Annotated in this window: 17 protein-coding genes; 4 read left to right on the forward strand and 13 right to left on the reverse strand. The window is 67.9% G+C overall.

Annotation, left to right across the window (positions count from 1 at the left end; translation table 11 throughout):
* Positions 1-40 precede the first annotated feature (40 nt).
* From holA to J1902_RS10615, 8 genes are all read right to left on the reverse strand, one after another.
* Positions 41-1,057 (reverse strand): DNA polymerase III subunit delta, encoded by a 1,017-nt coding sequence (gene holA / locus J1902_RS10580; RefSeq protein WP_207616221.1) that lies wholly within the window; start codon positions 1,055-1,057, stop codon positions 41-43.
* Positions 976-2,778: a ComEC/Rec2 family competence protein gene (locus J1902_RS10585; protein ID WP_207616222.1), complete on the reverse strand. Its 1,803-nt coding sequence runs from the start codon at positions 2,776-2,778 to the stop codon at positions 976-978. Before J1902_RS10585 ends, holA begins: the two co-directional genes overlap by 82 nt.
* A complete protein-coding gene (locus tag J1902_RS10590; protein ID WP_207616223.1) occupies positions 2,779-3,657 on the reverse strand; it encodes a ComEA family DNA-binding protein in 879 nt (292 codons plus the stop codon).
* 49 nt (positions 3,658-3,706) lie between these two features.
* Entirely contained in the window at positions 3,707-4,813 is a 1,107-nt protein-coding gene (locus J1902_RS10595) for a DegV family protein (protein ID WP_207616224.1), read from the reverse strand.
* 57 nt (positions 4,814-4,870) lie between these two features.
* Positions 4,871-7,399 (reverse strand): leucine--tRNA ligase, encoded by a 2,529-nt coding sequence (leuS, locus tag J1902_RS10600; protein ID WP_207616273.1) that lies wholly within the window; start codon positions 7,397-7,399, stop codon positions 4,871-4,873.
* 285 nt (positions 7,400-7,684) lie between these two features.
* Positions 7,685-9,199, reverse strand: a complete 1,515-nt coding sequence (glpK, locus tag J1902_RS10605; RefSeq protein ID WP_207616225.1) for a glycerol kinase GlpK — start codon at positions 9,197-9,199, stop codon at positions 7,685-7,687.
* A 51-nt stretch (positions 9,200-9,250) separates the two neighbouring features.
* Positions 9,251-10,000, reverse strand: coding sequence for an MIP/aquaporin family protein (locus tag J1902_RS10610; RefSeq protein ID WP_207616226.1), 750 nt, complete (start codon positions 9,998-10,000; stop codon positions 9,251-9,253).
* A gap of 172 nt (positions 10,001-10,172) precedes the next feature.
* A complete protein-coding gene (locus J1902_RS10615) occupies positions 10,173-11,969 on the reverse strand; it encodes a glycerol-3-phosphate dehydrogenase/oxidase (RefSeq protein ID WP_207616274.1) in 1,797 nt (598 codons plus the stop codon).
* 125 nt (positions 11,970-12,094) lie between these two features.
* Here J1902_RS10615 and J1902_RS10620 point away from each other — a divergent pair, with 125 nt between their 5' ends.
* From J1902_RS10620 to J1902_RS10635, 4 genes are read left to right on the forward strand one after another with little or no spacing between them, the layout of a single operon-like run.
* A complete protein-coding gene (locus tag J1902_RS10620) occupies positions 12,095-13,057 on the forward strand; it encodes a sugar-binding transcriptional regulator (RefSeq protein WP_207616227.1) in 963 nt (320 codons plus the stop codon).
* Between the two features lie 33 nt (positions 13,058-13,090).
* Positions 13,091-13,972 (forward strand): aldo/keto reductase, encoded by an 882-nt coding sequence (locus tag J1902_RS10625; protein ID WP_207616228.1) that lies wholly within the window; start codon positions 13,091-13,093, stop codon positions 13,970-13,972.
* A 26-nt stretch (positions 13,973-13,998) separates the two neighbouring features.
* Positions 13,999-14,946 (forward strand): alpha/beta fold hydrolase, encoded by a 948-nt coding sequence (locus J1902_RS10630; protein ID WP_207616229.1) that lies wholly within the window; start codon positions 13,999-14,001, stop codon positions 14,944-14,946.
* Complete coding sequence (locus J1902_RS10635) at positions 14,943-16,037, forward strand: glycosyltransferase family 4 protein (protein WP_207616230.1); 1,095 nt, start codon at positions 14,943-14,945, stop codon at positions 16,035-16,037. Before J1902_RS10630 ends, J1902_RS10635 begins: the two co-directional genes overlap by 4 nt.
* A 12-nt stretch (positions 16,038-16,049) precedes the next feature.
* Here J1902_RS10635 and J1902_RS10640 read toward each other — a convergent pair whose 3' ends face one another.
* The 5 genes from J1902_RS10640 to gmk all read right to left on the reverse strand — a co-directional run bounded on the left by J1902_RS10640 (position 16,050) and on the right by gmk (position 21,777).
* Positions 16,050-18,149 carry a primosomal protein N' gene (locus J1902_RS10640; RefSeq protein WP_242701874.1) on the reverse strand — a complete coding sequence of 700 codons (2,100 nt, stop codon included), beginning with the start codon at positions 18,147-18,149 and terminating at the stop codon, positions 16,050-16,052.
* Between the two features lie 152 nt (positions 18,150-18,301).
* Complete coding sequence (gene metK, locus J1902_RS10645) at positions 18,302-19,528, reverse strand: methionine adenosyltransferase (RefSeq protein WP_207616232.1); 1,227 nt, start codon at positions 19,526-19,528, stop codon at positions 18,302-18,304.
* Positions 19,529-19,605: 77 nt separating this feature from the next.
* Entirely contained in the window at positions 19,606-20,877 is a 1,272-nt protein-coding gene (gene coaBC / locus J1902_RS10650) for a bifunctional phosphopantothenoylcysteine decarboxylase/phosphopantothenate--cysteine ligase CoaBC (protein ID WP_207616233.1), read from the reverse strand.
* Positions 20,878-20,903: 26 nt separating this feature from the next.
* Positions 20,904-21,164: a DNA-directed RNA polymerase subunit omega gene (rpoZ, locus tag J1902_RS10655; RefSeq protein WP_207616234.1), complete on the reverse strand. Its 261-nt coding sequence runs from the start codon at positions 21,162-21,164 to the stop codon at positions 20,904-20,906.
* Positions 21,165-21,204: 40 nt separating this feature from the next.
* On the reverse strand, positions 21,205-21,777 hold the full coding sequence (gene gmk, locus J1902_RS10660) for a guanylate kinase (protein ID WP_207616235.1): 573 nt from the start codon (positions 21,775-21,777) through the stop codon (positions 21,205-21,207).
* Between the last annotated feature and the right edge of the window lie 28 nt (positions 21,778-21,805).

Below are 21,805 nucleotides of genomic sequence, written 5' to 3' on the forward strand. Positions count from 1 at the left end.
TAAGCGGACTGCTTCAGTTTCCGTGTCAGCTCCGGCCACGTCAGTTGCGGCGGACCGAGGTGGCGATAACCGTCACGGCGTGCTCGACGGCGTACACGGGGTCCCGTGAGAGGCCCTTGACCTGCGCGTCTGCCTCAGCGGTGACCTGGATGGAGCGGATCAGGCCTTCAGGGGTCCATTTGCGGACGTCACGCTGCGCCTGCTCCACGAGCCAGGGCTGCATGCCCAGCTGCTTGGCGATCTGTGCCGAGGATCCCTGCGCGCCGGCCACCTTGGCCAGGGTGCGCAGCTTGGCGGCAAGTGCCGCCACCAGCGGAACGGGGTCGACTCCGGTGGCCAGGGCATGGCGGAGGGTGGACAGGGCAAGCGGCCCGTTGCCGGCCATCGCGGCATCCGCCACTTTGAAGGCCGTCGCTTCCACACGCCCCCCGTAGTACCGCTCCACGGTTGCCGCATCAACGGCCGTGGCGGCGTCAGCGATGAGCTGGCTGCAGGCCGCCGCGAGCTCGGAGAGGCTGGAACCCACTGCGTTGACCAGGGCCTGCACGGCCTCCGGCTCGATCCGCCGGCCACCGGCCTTGAACTCGGACATGACGAAAGCGGTCTTCTCCGCGTCCTTCTTCATCGGCTGGCAGTCAACGACCGGCCAGCCCGCCGCTTTGACGGCGTCCAGAAGTTTCTTGCCACGGACCCCACCCGCATGCCTGAGGACCAGGACCACGTCCGCGTCCGTGTGTCCGAGGTAGCCCAGGGCGTCGGCCAGGAAGTCGTCATTCATGGCCTCGAGGCCATCGATCTCAATGAGCTTGGCTTCGCCGAACAGGGAGGGCGTCACGGCCATGGCCAGCGAGCCCGGCTCATAGCTGGAGGCGTTGAGCCTACTGAGTTCCACCTCCGGCGCGGCGGCCCGCACCTGGGCCCGGATCCGGTCCATGGAGCGAATTCCGAGATAGTCCTCCGGCCCCGTAATGAGGACTACGGCGGCCGGCGCAACGTCCCGCCAGCTGGCGGTATTCGCCGCGACACTCTTGGCCCTCGTCGTTTGGGCAGCAGCCACAGTTGGTTCCTTCCGGGAGGGTTTTTGCAGACTTCAAGTCTGCCATGGGCAGGACGCTGGGCTGCGCCATGGCCTGGGCCGCGGGATCCCAGGCGGTGCCGCAGGGCGCGACGCACTGCCTCCTCGAAGGCCGCGATCAGCCAGGCAAGAAGTGCATGCAGTGCCAGCACCGCACGCTGTACCGCTGCGGGGTGCAGCACCATCCAGAGCAGCAGGACGGTCACGGCAGACAGCAGCAACATGGCGGCCATGCCCCCGGCTCCCTCTGACCAGGGCAGCGCCGCACCCGGAAGGCCGGCGAAGAAGCGGGCGATTCCGGCGACTCCGCCTGCGCTGAACCCTGCAAGGCCCAGAGGAACCGCAGCCAGTCCCGGTGCCACGGCCACCAGCGGCACGGCCGCGGTGCCAAGGATCGTCACAGGCGCCACCAGGGGCGCCGCAGCCACGTTCGCCACCAGGGCATAGCTGGTGAACTGCGGTTGCAGGGCAACGATGACAGGCCCGCACAGCAGCTGCGCAGACAACGGCACGGCGATGCCGGCCGCAAGCCAGCGCGGTACGGCGTCCGGCAGCCACGCAGCAATCCGGGATGCCAGCAGGACGATCCCGAGGGTGGCGAGGACGGACAGCAGGAATCCGAACTCAACGCCGAGCGATGGGTCAAGCAGCAACAGCCCGGCGACGGCGGTGCAGAGGAAGCTGAGGGACCGCCCCTGCCGTCCTCCCGTGATGGCGGCCAGTCCCACGGCGCCCATGACGGCGGCACGCAGCACGCTGGCGTCGGGGCCTACCATCAACACGAAGGCACCCAGCCCGCCGAGCGCCAGCAGTGCCGCGCCTGGACGGGGCAGCCGGAGGCTGCGCGCCAGCAGCACGAAACCGCCCAGCACGAGGCTGCAGTTGGCGCCGCTGACGGCGGTCAGGTGGGTCATGCCTGTGGTCTTCATGTCCGCTTCGAGGCCTTCATCGAGCGAGGCAGTGTCGCCGGTGACCATGCCGGGGAGGAGCCCGGCGGCGTCGGCCGGAAGCCAGCCGGCGGCCAGCCGGAACTGTTCGCGCAGCTCGCCCGGCGCCTGCAGGAAACCGGAGCCTGGCTCCAGCACCGTGGGCCGGGAGCTTGCAGACAGAATGCCGGCTTCGGGCTGGCCGGGCTTGGCGGGTTTGAGCTTTCCCGTGGTCCTGATCCGCTGGCCGGGGGCGGTGTGGCGCCAGGCTTCGCCGCCCACAACGACGATCCTTGCCGAGCCCCGGACCAGCATGCTGTTGGCCGTCACTTCGATGACGTCCGCGGGGACCGACCAACGTTCGCGGTCCCCTGCGGCGCCGGGCAGGGAGGCCTCCCTGGGCTCGCCGGCCACCAGCAACTGGACCACAACGCCATCGCCCTCGGCCACGGCATCCGCCAGGGCGCCGTCGCGCTGGGATCCGGACAGGGCCGAATGGGCTCCCACCACCACACCAAGGATGCACGCGAGCCCCACAGTGGCCGGAATGCTCCGGCATGGCATCTTCCGGCGCCTGGCAAGCAACAGCACCGCGGCGAGGGCCAGCCCGGCACTCAGGAGCAGGGTCCAGAAGGCTGGCAGGAAGGCCCCGGCCACGGCAACTGCCCAGGGGCACAGGGCGGCCGGAACGAGCCGCAGGTCGGCCCGGCGGCGGGCCGCGCCGCTTCCGGCGGGGCTGCCCTCCGGCACTGGCCTGCGCTCTCCTATGAGTGCCATTCAGACCGTCACCAGGTCCTTGAGCGATTCCATCAATTTGGGGCCGACACCGTCAACGGCGTCGAGCTCTTCGACGGAGGCGAAAGGCCCGTGTTCCCGGCGCCAGTCCACGATCCGTTGGGCCATCACGGGGCCGACGCGTGGAAGCGTGCCCAGTTCTTCCACGGAAGCGCTGTTCAGGTTCACCTTTCCACCACTGCCGACACCGCTGCCGCCCGCGTCCGCACCCATCATTCCGTCCCCGGCAACAGCACCAGAAGGTGCCTCGCCCACGGCGGGTACATGGACCTTGGTGCCGTCCTGAACCACCGCGGCGAGATTGAGGCCGTTCAGCTCGGCCGAAGGCGTGGCGCCGCCGGCCGCCGCGATGGCCTCGAAGACCCTGCTGCCCTCCGGGAGGCGGACCACGCCGGGATGCTGCACCGCTCCGGCAACATGCAGCACGATCTGCCTGGAATCCGCCCCGCCGGCGCCGGCAGTGCCGCCGCCAGCGGCCGCATCGCCGGTTCCGTCAGCCCCTTCGGCCCCGGAGCTGCTGCCCCCTGACGGCGTGACATGGTTCAGCGGCTCGAAGGTGGTTGTCTGGGCCGCGGCGCGCCAGGCAAGGAAGCCAAGCAGGACGATGGCGGCAAGGGCCAGCAGCACGGCCACGCGGCCCGGTGTCCGCCAGCGGACGCGGGCGGGCCGCTGCTCGGAGCCGCCTTCGTCCCCGGCGATGCCGTCGCCGGGGTCACCTTCCCCGGAGACGGGCGGGTCTTCGGTATTGCCCAGGGGCAGCAGCGGTTCCTGGCCACCCGGGGCACCCAGCCGCGCCGTGAAGCGATGCCGGACAGCACGAGCAGCCGCATCGGCTGAGTCATCCCGGTTCCAGCGTGGCATGTGATTGAGCCTAGGATTTCCGGACGCCGGACACAGCCCCGCCGAGGGCCTATGTGGATAGACCGCCCCTGGGGCGGTTGTGGAGGATCAGTCGCCCCGCTGCGGGAGCAGGTTCTGCGTCCGATGGGGCCGCAGGTACCGCAAGGTCCACCGGGCCAGCCGAATCCGGTCCGGACGGGGCAGGCGTGCTGCTTTCCCCCACAATCACAGCCAGGACCCCAAGTCCCGCATGGGCGGCCAGCACGGCCGGAAGGGCGCTGATCTGGGCGGGCGGGCATCCGGGGCATTTCTCGGCGAGCCGGGCGGCGAGCAGTTCTGCCTCTGCCAGATTGCCAAAGTGGTGGACCGCCAGACGCTGCTGGCCGGCCGTGCGGGAGGCGACGTCGGCCGCGACGATCTCCTCGAGGCGGGCAATGGCCCGCGCCGCCGAGCGGACCTTCTCCAGCGGCACAATCCTGCCGTCGTCGACGGCGAGAATCGGCTTGATGGCGAGCACCGTGCCGAGCAGGGACGCCGCCGCACCGATGCGGCCGCCGCGGCGGAGCTGTTCGAGGCTGGGCACATAGAAATAGACCTTGGTCCGTGCCATGCGTTCCTCGGCGAAAGCGTGGACCTCAGCAGCGGAACGCCCATCGGCCGCCGCCACGAGCGCGCTCTGCACGCCCATCCCCTGCGCCATGCCCACGGTGCGTGAATCGACGACGTCTACGGGAATGTCCACCCGGGCCGCGGCAAGCCGTGCGGCGTCCGCGGTGCCCGATAGTTCGGAGGAGATATGGATGGAGACGACGGCCTCGAAGCCGCGGCGCTGTGCGGCGATGTACGCCTGCTCAAACTGCCCGGGGGAAGGCCTCGAGGTCTTGACAGAGGAGCCCGAGGCCAGCGCCAGGGCGAGCGTCTCCATGATGTCGTCTTCGCCCTCGCCGTAGATTTCCTCGCCCACCATCACGGGCATCGGCACCACGGCAAGCCGTCCGTCCGCGGCAAAATCCGTGACCCAGGCGGCCGGCAGGGCGGCGGCGGAGTCGGTGACGACGGCGGTACGCACGACGGCGGGGGCCGCTTCCCCGGCGGCGGGGACCGGCGTCGTGCTTTGGCGGAGGCGGGCGAGTCTTTCCTTGAGCCACACCCAGGCGGGCGGTTCGCGGTCCGGCAACGGTACCTCCAGCGGTCGTGGCCGGCCGCCGGCTGGTGCCGGCGGCCGGATGTCCGGCTAGGCCGGGACGATGTTGACCAGTTTAGGCGCCCGCACAATCACAGTGCGGATGCCGCGGCCGTCCATGGCGCGCTGGACGTTTTCGCTGGCCAGGGCCAGCTCGCGCAGTTCGTCCTCGCTGATGTCCGGGGACACCTCAAGGCGGTCGCGGACCTTGCCCTGGACCTGGACCACGGCGGTGACGGTGTCGTGGACGAGCAGGGATGCTTCGTGCGCAGGCCAGCCCGCATTCACGACGGACGCCGGGTGGCCCAGCGTGTTCCACAGGTCTTCGGCCGTGTACGGGGCGAAGAGGCTCAGGATCACGGCCACGGCCTCGACGGCTTCGCGGACGGCGGGGTCGGCGCCGCCGGCACCGGAGTCGATCGTCTTGCGGGTCGCATTGACGAGCTCCATGAGGCGGGCAACAACAACGTTGAACTTGTTGTTGTCCAGGAGTTCGGCGGCGTCGGCGATGGTCTTGTGCGTGACGACGCGCAGGGCCCTGTCTCCGGTGGAGGCGTCGGTACCGGGTTCGCTGCTGACGTCCTGGCCCAGGCGCCAGGCGCGGGCCAGGAACTTCGCCGAGCCGGACGGCGAAACATCGGCCCAGTCGACGTCGTCCTCGGGCGGGGACGCGAAGATCATGGTCAGGCGGACGGCGTCCACGCCGAACTTGTCCAGCTGCTCACCGAGGTCCACGCCGTTGCCGAGCGACTTGCTCATGGCCTTGCCGCCGTTGAGCACCTGGCCCTGGTTGAGCAGGGCGCTGAAGGGCTCGTCCGCCGCCAGCAGGCCCATGTCGTGGATGACCTTGGTGAAGAAGCGGGCGTAGAGCAGGTGCAGGATGGCGTGCTCGACGCCGCCAACGTACTGTCCCACGGGCATCCATTCGTTGATCTTTGCGGGATCGAAGGGGCCTTCGGTGTAGTCCGGGGAGACAAACCGCAGGAAGTACCACGAGGAGTCCACGAACGTGTCCATGGTGTCCGTGTCCCGCATGGCGGCCCGTCCGCAGTTGGGGCACTCGACGTTGACCCATTCGACGGCCGCGGCCAGCGGGGAGGTGCCCTTCGGCGCCAAAGCCTCGCCCCGCAGGTCCTCGGGCAGGGTAACCGGCAGCTGCTCGTCCGGGACCGGCACCTCGCCGCATTCGGCGCAGTGGATGATCGGGATGGGCGTGCCCCAGAAGCGCTGGCGGCTCAGCAGCCAGTCGCGCAGCCGGAAGTTCACGAACTTCTCGCCGGTGCCGAGTTTTTCGAGGATCTCGATGGCGGCCGGGATGGCCTCGGCCTTGGACAGTCCGTCCAGCTCGCCGGAGTTCATCAGGGTGCCTTCGCCGGCGGTGGCCGTGCCGGTCTCTGCGGGGTCTTCCTCGCCCGTGTCCAGGACGGCCCGGACGGGCAGCCCGAACGCCTTGGCGAAGTCGAGGTCGCGCTGGTCGTGCGCGGGCACGGCCATGATGGCGCCCGTGCCGTAGTCGGCCAGGACGTAGTCGGCAGCCCAGACGGGCAGTTTTTCACCGTTGAGCGGGTTGATGGCGTAGCGGCCGGTGAACACACCGGTCTTTTCGCGCTCGGTGGACTGGCGTTCGATGTCCGAAAGGGCCTTGACCTTTTCACGGTAGGCCATCAGGGCGTCGTGGTGTTCGGGGGTGACCAGATCCAGGGTCAGATGCGCGTCCGCGGCCACGACGAAGAAGGTGGCGCCGTACAGGGTGTCCGGGCGCGTGGTGAAAACGGTGACTTCGCGCTCGGCACGGCCGTCCGACGCTTCGATCGCGAACCGCACGTGCGCGCCCTCGGAGCGGCCGATCCAGTTGCGCTGCATGGCCAGCACGCGCTCGGGCCAGTGCCCGCGCAGCTCGGACATGTCGTCCAGCAGCCGGTCCGCGTATTCGGTGATCTTGAAGTACCACTGGTTCAGCGATTTCTTGGTCACCGGAGTGCCGCAGCGTTCGCAGGCACCGTTGACGACCTGCTCGTTGGCCAGGACCGTGAGGTCCTTCGGGCACCAGTTGACGGGTGAGTCCTTGCGGTAGGCCAGGCCACGCTCGTAGAAGCGCTTGAACAGCCACTGGGTCCAGCGGTAGTACTCGGGGTCGGACGTGTGCAGGCGGCGCGACCAGTCGGCCGAGATGGCGTAGCGCTTGAACGAGGCCGCCTGGGTGTCGATGTTGGCGTAGGTCCACTCGCTCGGGTGGGCGTTGCGCTTGATGGCGGCATTTTCGGCGGGCAGGCCGAAGGAGTCCCAGCCGATCGGGTGCAGGACGTCGAAGCCCTTCTGGCGCAGGTAGCGCGCAACCACGTCGCCCATGGCGAATGCCTCGGCGTGGCCCATGTGGAGGTCGCCCGAGGGGTACGGGAACATGTCCAGCACGTAGCGGCGTTCGCGCGAGCCGTCGTCGGCCGGGGTGAAGACCTCGAGGTCTTCCCAGACCTGCGGCCACTTGGCCTCCATGGCCGCGAAACTGTAGACGCCCTCTTCGGGCGCCTCGGCCCCGGCTGTCTGTGCTGCTCCGGTCTCTGTCTCCGGCTGAACGCTCACTGCTGCCCTCTTCTGTTCTTCCATCACGGTATTGCCTCCTGCTGCGGGTCCCGGAAGGCCCCGGACACACAAAAGCCCCTCGACAATGGAGGGGCGGCCGCTCGGCTGTTGGTTGCCGGGCGGCTAGCTAAGCAGAAGGATCGCACGCATGGTTCTACTCTAGCGCACCTTCATATCCCCACGTGCGAGCGGCCGAATATGGCGGGCCCGGAGATGACGTGCTGTTGAGGAGGCCCGGGAGCGGCTTCGGACCCCCTCAACAGCCAGGGCGTCGTTTCGCCCGGCCTATTTCACGTCCTCGTCGACCCAATCCATGGATTTGGTCACTGCCTTCTTCCACAGGCGCAGCTGCCGTTCCTGCTCCTCGGCCGGCAGCTTCGGTTCCCAGCGCTTGTCCTCGCCCCAGTTTGCTGTGAGTTCACCAAGGTCCTTCCAGAAGCCGACGGCGAGACCCGCCGCGTACGCTGCGCCCAGAGCCGTGGTCTCCACGACCTTCGGACGAACAACAGGGACACCCAGGATGTCGGCCTGGAACTGCATGAGCGCCTCGTTGGCGACCATGCCGCCGTCGACCTTCAGTTCGGTCAGCGGGACACCCGAATCCGCGTTCACGGCGTCGAGCACTTCACGGGTCTGGAAGGCCGTGGCCTCCAGCGCCGCCCGGGCGACGTGGCCCTTGTTGGCGAAGCGGGTCAGGCCGACGATCGCGCCGCGGGCGTCCGCACGCCAGTACGGCGCGAACAGGCCCGAGAAGGCCGGCACGATGTACACGCCGCCGTTGTCCTCCACACCCGCTGCCAGCTCCTCCACCTCGGGGGCGGAGCTGATCATGCCCAGGTTATCGCGCAGCCACTGGATGAGCGAACCGGTGACGGCAATGGAGCCCTCCAGCGCATAGTGGGGCTTGTCGTCGCCGAGCTTGTAACCGAGCGTGGTCAGCAGGCCGTTCTTCGAGTGGACGATGTCCTCGCCCGTGTTGAAGATCAGGAAGCAGCCCGTGCCATAGGTGTTCTTGGCCTCGCCCGCCTGGAACGCCGCCTGGCCGAACGTTGCCGCCTGCTGGTCACCAAGGATGCCGGACACGGGCACTTCGCGCAGCAGCTGCGAGGTGTGGACGTGGCCGTAGACCTCGGAGGAGGACTTGATGGCGGGCATCATGGACGCGGGAACACCGAAGGCATCCAGGATCTCCTGGTCCCACTGCAGGGTCTCGAGATCCATGAACAGCGTGCGGGAGGCGTTGGTGACATCCGTTACGTGCACGCCACCGTCCACGCCGCCCGTCAGGTTCCACAGGACCCAGCAGTCGGTGTTGCCGAAGAGCAGGTCTCCGGCCTCGGCCCGGGCACGGGCGCCTTCCACGTTGTCCAGGATCCACTTGATCTTGGTGCCGGAGAAGTAGGTGGCCAGCGGAAGGCCGACTTTCTGCTTGAAGCGCTCCGGGCCGCCGTCCTGGGCCAGTTCGTCCACGATTGCCTGCGTGCGGGTGTCCTGCCAGACGATGGCGTTGTACACCGCTTCGCCGGTGTTCTTGTCCCACACGACGGTGGTTTCGCGCTGGTTGGTGATGCCGACGGCGGCGATGTCGTGCCGGGTCAGGTTCGCCTTGGAGAGGGCGGAGCCGATGACCTCGCGGGTGTTGTCCCAGATCTCGGCCGGGTTGTGCTCAACCCATCCGGCCTGCGGGAAGATCTGCTCGTGTTCCATCTGGCCGCTGGAAACGATGTTCCCGGCGTGATCGAAAACGATGGCGCGGGAGCTCGTGGTGCCCTGGTCAATGGCGATTACGTACTGGTTCACGGTTGACGTCCTTGTCTTGAATGGTTTGAGGTCCAACTGGCGGGTGTGCGGTCAGGCTGCGGCAATGAAAACAATCGGCAGGTACTTGGCCGCAAATCCGGCCACCACACCTCCGACGAGGGGCCCCACTACAGGGACCCAGGAGTACGCCCAGTCGCTGCTGCCCTTGCCCTTGATCGGCAGGAGGGCGTGGGCGATGCGCGGGCCAAGATCGCGCGCCGGGTTGATGGCGTAGCCGGTGGGTCCGCCGAGGGACGCGCCGATGCCGACGACGAGCAGGGCCACGGCGAGCGGGCCCAGGCCGGAGGGAGTTCCGCCGAAAGCCAGGATCACGAAGACCAGCACGAAAGTGCCGATGACTTCCGTGACGAGGTTCCACGGCGTGGAGCGGATGGCCGGGCCGGTGGAGAAGACAGCGAGCTTGCTGGCAGCCAACGGCTCTGCGTCGAAGTGCGGTTTGTAGGCGGCCCAGCACACGACAGCGCCGAGGAACGCACCCAGCATTTCCGCGCCGAAATAGGTCATCGTCGAGGCAAAATCGATGGGGACACCGGCCGCGTACGGCCTCTTGCCTTCGATCAGCAGGCCGAGCGTCACGGCCGGGTTCAGGTGCGCACCCGACTTGGCCGCGACGAAGACGCCCGCGAAGACGGCGATACCCCAGCCCCAGTTCACCATCAGGAACCCTCCGTTGTTGCCCTTGGTCCCCTTGAGCGCAACGTTGGCCACGACACCGCAACCCAACAGGGTCAGCATCGCGGTTCCGAATACTTCGGAAAGGAAAACAATTCCAAGAGACATCTTTGACTCCTCATTTTCTTCTGTTGTCGGCCCCCGCGGGTCTGAGGGCCGTGTGGGCGGCGCTGCTTTCAGCGCGGGCCCGGCCGCGGCGCCCCGTCACCGGAGGGAACGCCGCAGCCCTTGTGTCCGGGCCATGGCCCGGACGGTCAAGCTCTTGTGACGCAGGCTACCTTCACGCGACGAGACTGTGAACAGTCACACCGTGGAAGCGGCGGAGAACTTCCTGGGCGTGCCGGATCTCGGCCTCGCATGCCGCGGCATCCCAGTCGAGAGGCCCGGCGAGCGCTGCTGCGATTTCATTCAGCAGCTCGCCGGTGACCAGGCCGCGGAAAGCCAGCGACGTGCGGCGGATGAGCACATCCACCAGGTGTCCGATCTGCTCGTTTTCTGCCATGAACTCCAGTTCCCGGATGCTCAGTTCACGCGTGGACCGCAACGCGGTGTCGTGGCCGGCATTCAGGTAGGCAATGACAGCTTCGGCCCGGGTGCCATAGCGGGTGAGCAGCCCGGCGACGCGTGCTGCGTCAAGTCCGGGGCCCATGTGCATCTTGATCCAGTCCTGCACGCCCTCCTCGGTGGCCGGGAAGCCGGCTCCGCCGCCGATGGCGAGCTTCGCCGTCGAGACCTTCCGCTCCATCCCCAGTTCGCGCAGGACGTCGTTGCCCAGGTGCTCTGCGAGCGCCCGGAAGGTGGTCCATTTGCCGCCGACCAGGCTGAGCACGACGGCGGTCTTGCCGCCGGGGATGCCTGCGGCACCGGCCGCGGGGCGTTCGCTGCGTTCGATCCGGTAGTCGCGGGAGACAAAGCCCGGCTGGGTGGCATCGTGGCGAGGCAGCGGGCGCACCCCGGAGAAGCTGTAGACGATCTGGCTGCGGTCCATGGTGATGCTCGGGAAGACGTGGCCCACGAGGTCGAAGAAGTAGTCCACCTCCTCCTCGGTGCAGACTGCGTCCTGGGACATGTCGGCGTCCACGTCCGTGGTGCCCACCAGGACGCGGTCTCCCATCGGATAGATCAGGACGATTCTGCCGTCGGTGTGTTCGAAGAAGATTTCCCGGCCGTTGCACGCTGCGAGAAGCTCCGGGTGGTCCAGCACGATGTGCGAGCCCTTGGTGCCGCCCATGAAAGTGCTTGCCGCGCCCATGGCCTCGTTGGTGAGGTCCACCCAGGCGCCGGTGGTGTTGACGATGACGTCCGCCTGGAAATCGAACTCCACTCCCGTGAGCTCATCGCGGAGCCGCACGGTTCCGGCTGCGCCTGCGGCGGCGTCCATGGAGACGAGGGATACGTAGTTGCTGGCGCGGGCGGTGCCGCCCGGCAGCCCGCCGCCGATGCCTGCCTTCTCGCCGTCCTGCAGGACGTCCAGGGTGAGCCGCTCCGGGTTGTGGACCGACGCGTCGAAGTAGGTGGCGGCGTACTTGATGCCGGGGTGCAGCCTGGGCAGTTCCGCGAGGGCCTTGGTGCGGCCGCGGAACTGGTGGCGGGGAACGCTGCCGCCGTCCCGGGAGAAGAAGTCGTACATGCTCAGGCCGAGCTTGATCAGGAAAGCGCCGCGCTCCTGCGGCTTGCCCTGCTTGTGCGTCAGGAAGCGCATGGGGGCGGACAGGATGCCCGAGAAGGTGCTGAAGATCGGAATGGTGGTCTGCAGCGGCTTCACGTAGTGGGGGGCGATCCGCAGGAGCCTGTTGCGCTCGACCACGGATTCCTGCACGAGGCGGAACTCACCGTTTTCCAGGTAGCGGATGCCGCCGTGGATCATGTGGGAGGACGCGCCGCTGGCGCCCTGGCAGTAGTCGCCGCGCTCCACGAGCGCCACGTCAACACCCTGCAATGCCAGCTCGCGGAAGGTCCCGACGCCGTTGATGCCGCCCCCGATGATCAGCACCTTCGCACTGGGCCGTTCGCGGAGGGCCGCAGCCGATTCGCGCCGACGCGCCGCCGACGGGCCGGAATTCCTGTTGTGTCCCAAAACTGCTCCCTTGGGCTTGGTGTTGTGTGTTGCCGCCACTGGCCGCCGCACCGTTCACCTCAATTGTTTGAAACAGTGGAAAATGGAGTCAAGCCAATTGCACAAACGTGCAGAACGGAAGTGAGATGCCACGATCACGCCACTCGGACGCCCTCCGGGCAGCCCAGATGTACTACCTGCAGGACCTCACCATGGACGCCATCGCCCGGGAGCTGAGGACCTCCCGTTCCACCGTGTCCCGGCTGCTCTCCTCGGCCCGGGACACCGGGCTGGTGCAGATCCAGATCCGCAGTCCCCTCGACACGGCACCGGAACTTGAGGGGATGATCCGCAGCCAATACGGCGTGGATGTGCACGTTGTGCCGGTCCTGGACACCCTGAATGAGGCGGAAACACTGGACCGGGTGGCCATGCAGGCGGCCAGGACCATCGGCCCCCTGGTGGATTCGAACGCCATCATCGGCGTGGCCTGGGGCGCCACGCTCAGCGCCGTGAGCCGGCACCTGACGCGCAAGATCACCCATGACAGCATCGTGGTCCAGCTCAACGGCGCGGGAAACATGCAGACCACGGGCATCACCTACGCCAGCGACATCATGCGCCGCTTCGGCAGCGCCTATGGTGCACGCGTGGAACAGTTCCCCGTGCCCGCATTCTTCGACCACGCCGCAACCAAGACGGCCATGTGGAATGAGCGCAGCGTGCAGCGCATCCTGGCCCTGCAGGCCCGCATGAGCATCGCCATCTTCGGCGTCGGCTCCGTGGATTCCGACTATCCGAGCCACGTCTACGCCGGCGGCTACCTGGATGAACGCGAGCTCAGCCTGCTGGCGGCCGATGACGTGGTGGGCGACGTGGCCACCGTTTTTTTCCGCAGCGACGGATCCTCGGACGGAATCACCCTGAACGAACGCTCCACCGGCCCCAGCCACGATCAGCTCAGGCAGGTCCGCCGCCGCATCTGCGTGGTCTCCGGGGCTTCGAAGATCAACGGCTTGCAGGGAGCTTTGGCGGCAGGCCTTGCCACGGAGCTGATCCTTGACGAGGCCTCCGCACGGCGCCTGGTAAGTTTCGGCGCGCAGTCCTGAACCATTCAGCCCGGAATGGGTAAAGTCGTTGCTATGAAACCCTCGCCCCGGCCGGCTCTCAACAACGGCGTACACATCGACCAACTGGGATTCGGGCTGTACAAGGTGCCTCCCCAGGATGCCGCCGCGCTGGTGGCCACGGCGCTCGGCGAGGGCTACCGGCATTTCGACACCGCGGCCATGTACGGCAACGAGACCGGAGTCGGCCGCGGCATCGGCGGTGCCATTGGCACGTCCATGGCCTCGGATGGCGGAACGGGCGGCTCGGGGGAGGGCGTGCATTCCCTGGAACGCCAGGACATCTTCGTCACCACCAAGGTCTGGAACGACGACCACGGCTACGACGCCACCCTGCGCGCCTTTGATACCTCCATGGCCAATCTGGGGCTGGACTACGTGGACCTCTACCTCATCCACTGGCCCTGTGCCGGGCGGGGGTTGTTCCTGGAAACGTACCGCGCCATGGAAACGCTCTACCGCGAAGGCCGTGTCCGGGCCATCGGCGTCTCGAATTTCCAGCCCGGCCATCTCGAGCAGCTCATGCACAAGGCCGAGGTAGTCCCCGCGGTCAACCAGATCGAACTCCACCCCTGGCTCCAGCAAACTGCACTGCGCACGCTCCACGAACAGCTGGGCATCCGCACGGAGGCCTGGAGCCCCCTGGGCCGGGGACACGTCCTGACCGATCCGGCCATCGGCGCACTCGCGGAGAAGCACGGCCGCACTCCGGCGCAGATCATCATCCGCTGGCACCTCCAGGTGGGCAACGTGGTGATTCCCAAGGCCAGTTCGGCCGGGCGCATCAAGGAGAACTTCGACGTCTTTGATTTCGAATTGGACGCCGGGGACATGGACGGCATCGCGGGACTGGAACGGCACCACCGCACGGGCTCGCACCCGGACAATGTGAACTAGGATCCGGGTGAACTAGGATCCTTCGAATGGAACACGTGGACACCGCACACTCCCCCGAGCCCGCACAGGCCCCGGCCATGGGGTTCTTCAGCAGCTCCCTGCCGGCGCGCACCCGCGCCTCGGACCTGGATCTCGACGGCAGCAACGTTGCCTACTGGTCCTACGAGCCGGTGAACCCCACGGCACAGACCCGCACCATCCTGGTCATCCACGGCTTCCGGGGCGACCACCATGGCCTGCTGCGCGTGGTGGACCAGCTGCCGGAAATGCGCATCATCATGCCGGACCTCCCGGCCTTCGGCAGCTCCGAGCCGTTCCTCCGGGACGAACACACCGTGGAACGCTACGGCAGGTTCATTTCGGCCTTCATGGCAGCCCTCGGGCTGGGCCCGGACACCGTCCTGCTGGGCCATTCCTTCGGTTCGATCATCGCCGGCCACTTCACGGCCACGCATCCCGGGGCCGTCCACCCGTTGATCCTGGTCAACCCGATCGCCGCTCCGGCACTGGAGGGCCCAAAGGGCCTCATGACCAGGCTGGCGGTCCTCTACTACCAGGTTTCCGCGAAGCTTCCCCGCCGCCTCGGGCTGGCGGTGCTGCGCAACCGTGCCATTGTGCGCATCATGAGCGTCACCATGGCCAAGACCCAGGACAAGCAGCTGCGGGCCTTCGTGCACGGACAGCACGACGCCTATTTCAGTGCCTTTGCCGACCGCAAGAGCCTGCTCGAGTCCTTCCGCGCTTCCGTCTCCGGCAACGTGGCCGAGATCGCCGAACAGCTCACGCTCCCCGTACTGTTGATCGCCGGCGAAAAAGACGAGATCGCCACACTCCCGGACCAGCACAAACTGCTGGACCGGCTGCCCGACGGCACGCTGGAAGTCATCCCCGGCGTCGGGCATCTGATCCACTACGAGACGCCGGCCCCGGCCGCCGCCGCCATCCGCACCTTCCTTGAGGAACACCCCGCGTGAAAATTGTCATCGACGCCCGCTTCACCCGGACGGACCACCACGATGGCATCAGCCGCTACGGCTCCAGCCTCATTGCGGCAACTTCCCGGATCGCCGATGTGACCATGCTCATCAGCGACAAACGCCAGCTCGCCCTGCTTCCGGACGTGCCCTACGTCATGGCCAACAGCCCGCTGTCCCCGCTGGAACTCTTCGTGGCGCGGAAGGTCAACCCGCTCGGCGCCGACGTGGTGGTGTCCCCGATGCAGACCATGGGCACGTGGGGACGCAACTACGGCCTGATCCTGACCCTGCACGACCTCATCTACTACGAACACCCCGCCCCGCCCGGTTTCCTGCCGGGCCCCGTCCGGCTGCTGTGGCGGCTGTACCACAAGGCGTACTGGCCTCAGCGCCTGCTGCTGAACCGCGCCGACGTCGTGGCCACGATCAGCCGGACCACCGAGTCCCTCATCGCCAAATACCGGCTGACACGGCGCCCGGTCCGGATCGTCGGCAATGCCCCGCAGCCGGCCCAGCAACCCCGCGATCCCGCAGCCGGGGCTGAAAGGTCGCTGCTCTACATGGGATCGTTCATGCCGTACAAGAACGTCGAAACCATGATCCGGGGCATGGCCGGCCTGCCGGACTTCACGCTGCACCTGCTGAGCCGCATCACCCCGGAACGGCGCGCCGAACTCGAGCCCATGGTCCCGCCCGGCGCCAAGGTGCAGTTCCACAACGGCGTGACCGACGCCGAGTATGCGGAGTTGCTGCTCCGCTCCACGGCGCTGATCAGCCTGTCCCGGGCCGAAGGCTACGGGCTGCCGCTGGTGGAAGCCATGTCCCTGGGCACCCCGGTGATCGCCAGCGACATCCCGATCTTCCGGGAAGTCGGCGCCGACGCCGTCACTTACGTGGATCCGGAGTCACCGGCGTCCTTCAGCGCCGCCGTCCGGGAGCTGGGCGACGAGCAGCTGTGGCAGGCCCGCTCGCGCCGCTCGGTGGAACGTGCAGCAGACTTCAACTGGGACGAATCGGCCCGGCAGCTGCTGGCGGCGGCCGAAGAAGTCGTGGCGCTGCGCAGGCGCACCCGCAGCCAGGCAGCCTAGAGGACCCTGCGGCTAAAGGATGTCGACGCCGTCGAGCCGCAACTGCACGGGACCGGACGTCCGCTTGGCGGCGTTTGCCGCCTTGACCGCACGCATGGCCCGGGTGGCCTCAGCGGCCTCGGCGTAGGGAATGAAGAACAGGGTACGGACCTCGGCGTCGGCAGTTGAGGTCGTGGCCAGGCCCGTTGCCGCGGCCGGCGCCGAATACATCAGCACGGGGGCCGGACCGGCGGTACGCAGCGTGACGGTGGCGGCCAGCGCCTCCGTGAAGTGCGCGACGTCGGCGGGGCTGCCCGTCACGGAGGCCACCCGCACGGACGGCGGAAGCTGCAGGTCCCGGCGCAGGGCCAGCTCGCGCGAGGCGTAGCCGGGAGCGTCCCAGCGCAGCAGGGCACCCGTCGCAGTGGTGTCGTCCGCCGTGATGACCACCAGGCCGCCGTCGGCGGCCGGACGGACCAGCGAAGCCGCGTTGAACCAGCGCCGGACCGTGTCTTCTCCGGCCCTGAGGTTTTCGCGCCGCAGCAGCGAGTTGCCGTCCAGCAGCAGCGCCGCGGCGTAGCCGTTGGGGGCGACGGGTTCCGCGCCGACCGTGGCGACCACGAGCGCGGCGGCATCCGGCACGGTGGCCTTGACGTGGTCCCCGGACGAGGTGACCACGGCCTTGCCCGGAAACGCCCTGCCGAGCTCCTCAGCGGTGCGCAGGACGCCCGCGGCACCGCGGCGCAGGCGGACACCGTTGCAGTGGCTGCAGCGCCATTGCGGGGCGGGTGTGGAGCACCAACGGCATTGCGGCACGGCGGAGGACCCGGCCGGTCCGGAGATGGCCAGGGGGCCGGTGCAGGCGTTGCAGCGGGCCGGTTCCCGGCATGTCTCGCAGACCAGCGAGGGTGCGTACCCCGAACGGGCCACCTGGACCAGCACGGGCCCCCGTTCCAGGCCTTGCTGAGCGGCCTTCCATGCCGCGCCGGGAAGACGGGCAATCCGGGCGAGCGGATCGCGTTCCTGTTCGAAGCTGTCCGCGGTGTTGAGTACCCGCGGGACGGTGGAACGCAGCACGCTGCGCGGAGCCTCGATCGGCACGGCCCAGGCGCTCTCGACGAGCCGCTGCAGCTCGGTACTCCGGCTGTGGGCGGCCATGAGGCAGGCGGCGTTGTCCTGCCCGGCGCGGAGCAACAGCACCTCGCGGGCGTGGGCGTAGGGTGCCCGCTGTTCGATGTGGAGGTCGTCGCCGTCGTCCCAGCAGACCACCAGGCCGAGGTCCTGCACGGGTGCGTAGGCAGCGGATCTGGTGCCGACGGCCACCCTGGCCTCGCCGCTGAGCAGCCGCAGGTAGCTGCGGTAGCGCGGCGTCTGGCCGTCGTCGGCGCTCAGGCGCGCGACGTCGCCAGCCGGCAGGACGGCGCAGAGTGCCGCTTCCACCTGGCCGAGGTCCCGGTAGTCCGGCACCACCACGACGGCGCCGCGCCCGGAGGAGCGGACGGCGGCCACGGCGGACGCCACCAGCGCCGGCCATGCGGCCGGGCCGAATCCCTGCAGGGCGGTCATGACGGCTTTGGGAGAGCCGCCCGCGGCGAGGTGCTGCAGGAACGCCGCCCCGTTGCCGTACATGGCCCAGGCTGAGGCATCCGGGACGTGGGGCACAGGGCCGGGCCCGGAGGCTTCGGCGGCGAGGTCCCCGCCCAGGAGTTCCTTCTCCACCTTGGCGACGCGCGGCGGGATGGCGCTGCGCAGGACGTCGCTCAGGGTTCCCGCGTAGCGGGCTGCCACCGCGCCTGCAAGGGCGGCAAGGCCCGGCGTCAGGACCTGCACGGGCGAGACGACCTTGTGGAGCGGTGTGAGGGGGTGGCCGGCGTCGGAGGACCCACGGCGTTCAAGAATGTAGCCGTTGAGTTCCTGGCCGTTGAACTTCACCCTGACGCGGACGCCCGCTGCCGCCGCCGTGGCAAGCTCGGCCGGAACGCTGTAGTCGAAGGGCCGGTCCAGGTGCGGCAACGGGGACTCCAGCAGCACGCGGGCCACGGGGTCGCTGGTGGCCAGGGGCGGTCCGGCGGTAGGCCGTTGCGGCTCGGGAAAACCCAGGAGGAGGGAGGGCTGCAGGACGGGCTCTGCCATGGATTCACCTCCCGGGGCTGTCGGCGTCATGGGACGGGCTGAGCCCCCGCAGCGGGCTGAGCTCCGATATCGGGCCAGTCCCGCTGCGGGATTCTTGATTCAAGAAAAGCACATGCCGCCGACAATTTAGGCTCGCTGCGGAACCTGGCGGATCAGGCGTTGAAGAATTCCTTGAGCTCCGCGACGCGGTCCAGGCGCTCCCACGTGAAGTCGGGCTCGTCGCGGCCGAAGTGGCCGTGCGCCGCCGTCTTGGTATAGATGGGGCGCTTGAGGTCCAGGGCGTCGATGATGGCGCGGGGACGGAGGTCGAAGATCTCCGCGATGGCCTCGCTGATCATGGCCGGGTCAACGGTTTCCGTACCGAAGGTTTCAACGTATGTGCCCACGGGGCGTGCCTGGCCGATGGCGTAGGCGACCTGGATTTCGGCGCGCTTGGCGAGTCCTGCAGCCACGACGTTCTTGGCAACCCAGCGCATGGCGTAGGCTGCGGAACGGTCCACCTTGGACGGGTCCTTGCCGGAGAAAGCTCCGCCACCGTGGCGGGAGAAGCCGCCGTAAGTGTCAACAATGATCTTGCGGCCGGTCAGGCCGGCGTCGCCGACGGGTCCGCCGATGACGAAGGGTCCGGCGGGGTTCAGGATGTTGGCGGTCCGGGAGATGTCCAGGTTGGAGATCGCCAGAACGGGGTCGATGACGTGCGCTGCCAGATCGGCGCGCAGCCGGTCGAGGTGGGTGCCTTCGGCATGCTGGCTGGAAATGACAACCGTCTCCACGGACACGGGGCGGTCGCCGTCGTATCCCACCGTGACCTGGGTCTTGCCGTCCGGACGGAGGTAGTCCAGTTCGCCGCTCTTGCGGACTTCGGTGAGCCGCTCGGAGAGTCGGTGTGCAATCCAGATCGGGGTGGGCATGTAGGACGGAGTTTCGTCGCTGGCGTAGCCGAACATCATGCCCTGGTCGCCCGCGCCCTGGAGGTCGTAGTCGTCCTCCTCACGGCCTTCACGGGCTTCGAGGGAATTGAAGACGCCGCCGGCAATTTCCTGGGACTGCTGGCCGATCGAGACGGACACGCCGCAGCGTGCGCCGTCGAAGCCGTTGGCGGAAGAGTCGTAACCGATGCCCAGGATCGTCTCGCGGACAATCTGCGGGATCTCCACGTAGGCGTCCGTGGTGACTTCACCTGCCACATGCACCAGCCCGGTGGTGGCCATGGTCTCCACGGCGACGCGGGACTCGGGGTCGGCGGCCAGCAGCGCGTCCAGGATGGCATCGCTGATCTGGTCGCAGATCTTGTCCGGGTGCCCTTCAGTGACCGACTCGGACGTGAAGAGGCGGAGCTTGGACTGCGGCGGGTGGGGATGGTGCAGGGGTAAAGTCACTCGACTACCTTACTGGGTTGCGGGCCGGCAGCTTCTGCCGTGTGTCCCTGTGCTAAGAAACCGTGTTGCATCCGGGCCTACGGCGCCGGGAAGACACGACTCAATTCGTCGCCGATGCGGTCAATGACCGCCGCGGCAACATCGGATTTGGAGCCCGACGCCGACTGCGGTTCCACACCGTGGCCGGAGAGTATGACCACCGAGTTCTCGTCCTGGCCGAACACGCGGCCGACGCCGACGTGGTTCACCACGAGAAGGTCGCAGCCCTTGCGCTTGAGCTTGGCCGCGGCGTGTTCGAGGACATTGCCGTGCTCATCGCCGGTCTCGGCGGCGAAGCCGACGATCAGCTGCTTGCCGCTGTCGGCGTTCCGGCGTTCCACCAGCTCGTGCAGGATGTCCGGGTTCCGGACCAGGCGCACCACAGGTGCGTCCTCGCCGTCGGACTTCTTGATCTTCGTGTGCGAGACTTCCGCCGGGCGGAAGTCCGCCACGGCGGCAGCCATGATCACGACGTCGGAGCCCGCCGCAGCCTGCAGTGCCGCCTCCCGCAGTTCCAGGGCGGACTCAACGCGGACAAGTTCGACGCCGGCAGGCGGCTGGACGTCCATGTGTGCAGCCAGGAACCTGACATGCGCACCGGCTGCAAGGGCGGCAGCGGCCAGCGCGGCGCCCTGCTTGCCGGAGGAGCGGTTGCCCAGGAAACGTACGGGATCCAGGGCCTCGCGTGTTCCGCCTGCGGAAATCGTTACCGTGCAGCCGGCCAGCGGCCCGGCTCCTGCGGGCGGCTCCACAGGCCGGGAGTCCACAGCACGGGGGCCCACAGCCGGGCCGGCCAGGGCCAACGCCGCCGCGAAGATCGCCTCCGGTTCGGGCAGGCGGCCAGGACCGGAATCGGTGCCCGTCAGGCGGCCGACGGCGGGTTCCAGCACCGTGACGCCGCGGCTCCGCAGGGTCTCGACATTGGCCTGGGTGGCGGGGTGCTGCCACATCTCGGTGTGCATGGCCGGCGCAAAGAGCACCGGCCCGTGCGCCATGAGCAAGGTATTGGTGAGCAGGTCCCCGGCTTGGCCGGTGGCCGCCTTCGCCAGCAGGTCCGCCGTCGCCGGAGCCACGACAATGAGATCGGCCTCATGCCCCAGACGGACATGGTTGACCTTCTCGACGTCGTCAAAGACGCTGTTGCTGACGGGGTTTCCGGAGAGGGCTTCCCAGGTGGCGACACCGACGAAACGGGTGGCCGCCTCCGTGGGGATGACCGTCACCTTGTGGCCGGCTTCAGTAAAAAGCCGGAGGAGCGATGCAACCTTGTAGGCTGCGATCCCTCCCCCGACTCCGAGGACTATGCGCACGTGACCTCCGTCAGCAGGCAGTCTGCTTATTCTGCGGGTTCGATCGGGGTGGAAACCAGCATGCCCTCGTTGATCTCGCGCAGGGCGATGGAGAGCGACTTTTCGTTCAGCTTGGTGTCGACCAGCGGGCCGACGTATTCGAACAGGCCCTCGTGCAACTGGGCGTAGTACGCGTTGATCTGGCGCGCACGCTTGGCGCCGAAAATCACCAGACCGTACTTGGAATCGGCAGCCTCAAGCAGCGAATCGATCGGCGGGTTGATGATGCCTTCAAGGTTCGTGGACACGAAATCTCCAAATTCTAGCGGTCCGACAAGTGCAGGCGCTTTAGCGCCCGTGCGGGGTAAGACCCATGAGTGAAACAAGCTCGTCCGCTGCCCGGCGTACGTCGTCATTGATGACGGTGTGGTCAAACTCCGGTTCAGCGGCAAGTTCCAGTTTAGCGGTTTCCAGCCTGCGCTGCTGTTCTTCGGGAGTTTCCGTGCCGCGTCCAACGAGCCTGCGGACCATTTCCTCCCACGTGGGCGGTGCCAGGAACACAAACGTGGCGTCCGGGACGGCAGCCTTGACCTGGCGCGCGCCCTGCAGGTCGATCTCCAGCAGCACGGACTTGCCCTCGGCGATGGCTGCGTCCACGCTGCTGCGCAGCGTGCCGTAGCGGTTCCTGCCGTGGACAACTGCCCATTCGAGCATCTGGCCATCGGCCACGAGGGAATCGAACTCTTCGGCCGACTTGAAGAAGTAGTGGACACCGTCCTGTTCGCCCGGGCGCGCCGCACGGGTGGTCGCCGAAACGGACAGCCAGACCTCGGGGTAGGTGTCACGGATGTACGTGGATACGGTTCCCTTGCCAACGGCAGTGGGGCCTGCGAGGACTGTCAGTCCCGGTTTCTTGCTCACAAAATCCTTCGGGGAGATGCGTCAAACG

Source organism: Arthrobacter cavernae, assembly GCF_017368795.1.
Taxonomy (GTDB): Bacteria; Actinomycetota; Actinomycetes; order Actinomycetales; family Micrococcaceae; genus Arthrobacter; species Arthrobacter cavernae.

What these genes read in the sequence shown, in the direction of transcription:
- J1902_RS10620 (WP_207616227.1), top strand. Translation starts at nt 12,095, where the DNA reads ATGCCACGATCACGCCACTCGGACGCCCTCCGGGCAGCCCAGATGTAC.
- J1902_RS10630 (WP_207616229.1), top strand. Translation starts at nt 13,999, where the DNA reads ATGGAACACGTGGACACCGCACACTCCCCCGAGCCCGCACAGGCCCCG.
- J1902_RS10625 (WP_207616228.1), top strand. Translation starts at nt 13,091, where the DNA reads ATGAAACCCTCGCCCCGGCCGGCTCTCAACAACGGCGTACACATCGAC.
- J1902_RS10585 (WP_207616222.1), bottom strand. Translation starts at nt 2,778, where the DNA reads ATGGCACTCATAGGAGAGCGCAGGCCAGTGCCGGAGGGCAGCCCCGCC.
- J1902_RS10590 (WP_207616223.1), bottom strand. Translation starts at nt 3,657, where the DNA reads ATGCCACGCTGGAACCGGGATGACTCAGCCGATGCGGCTGCTCGTGCT.
- J1902_RS10610 (WP_207616226.1), bottom strand. Translation starts at nt 10,000, where the DNA reads ATGTCTCTTGGAATTGTTTTCCTTTCCGAAGTATTCGGAACCGCGATG.
- J1902_RS10640 (WP_242701874.1), bottom strand. Translation starts at nt 18,149, where the DNA reads ATGGCAGAGCCCGTCCTGCAGCCCTCCCTCCTCCTGGGTTTTCCCGAG.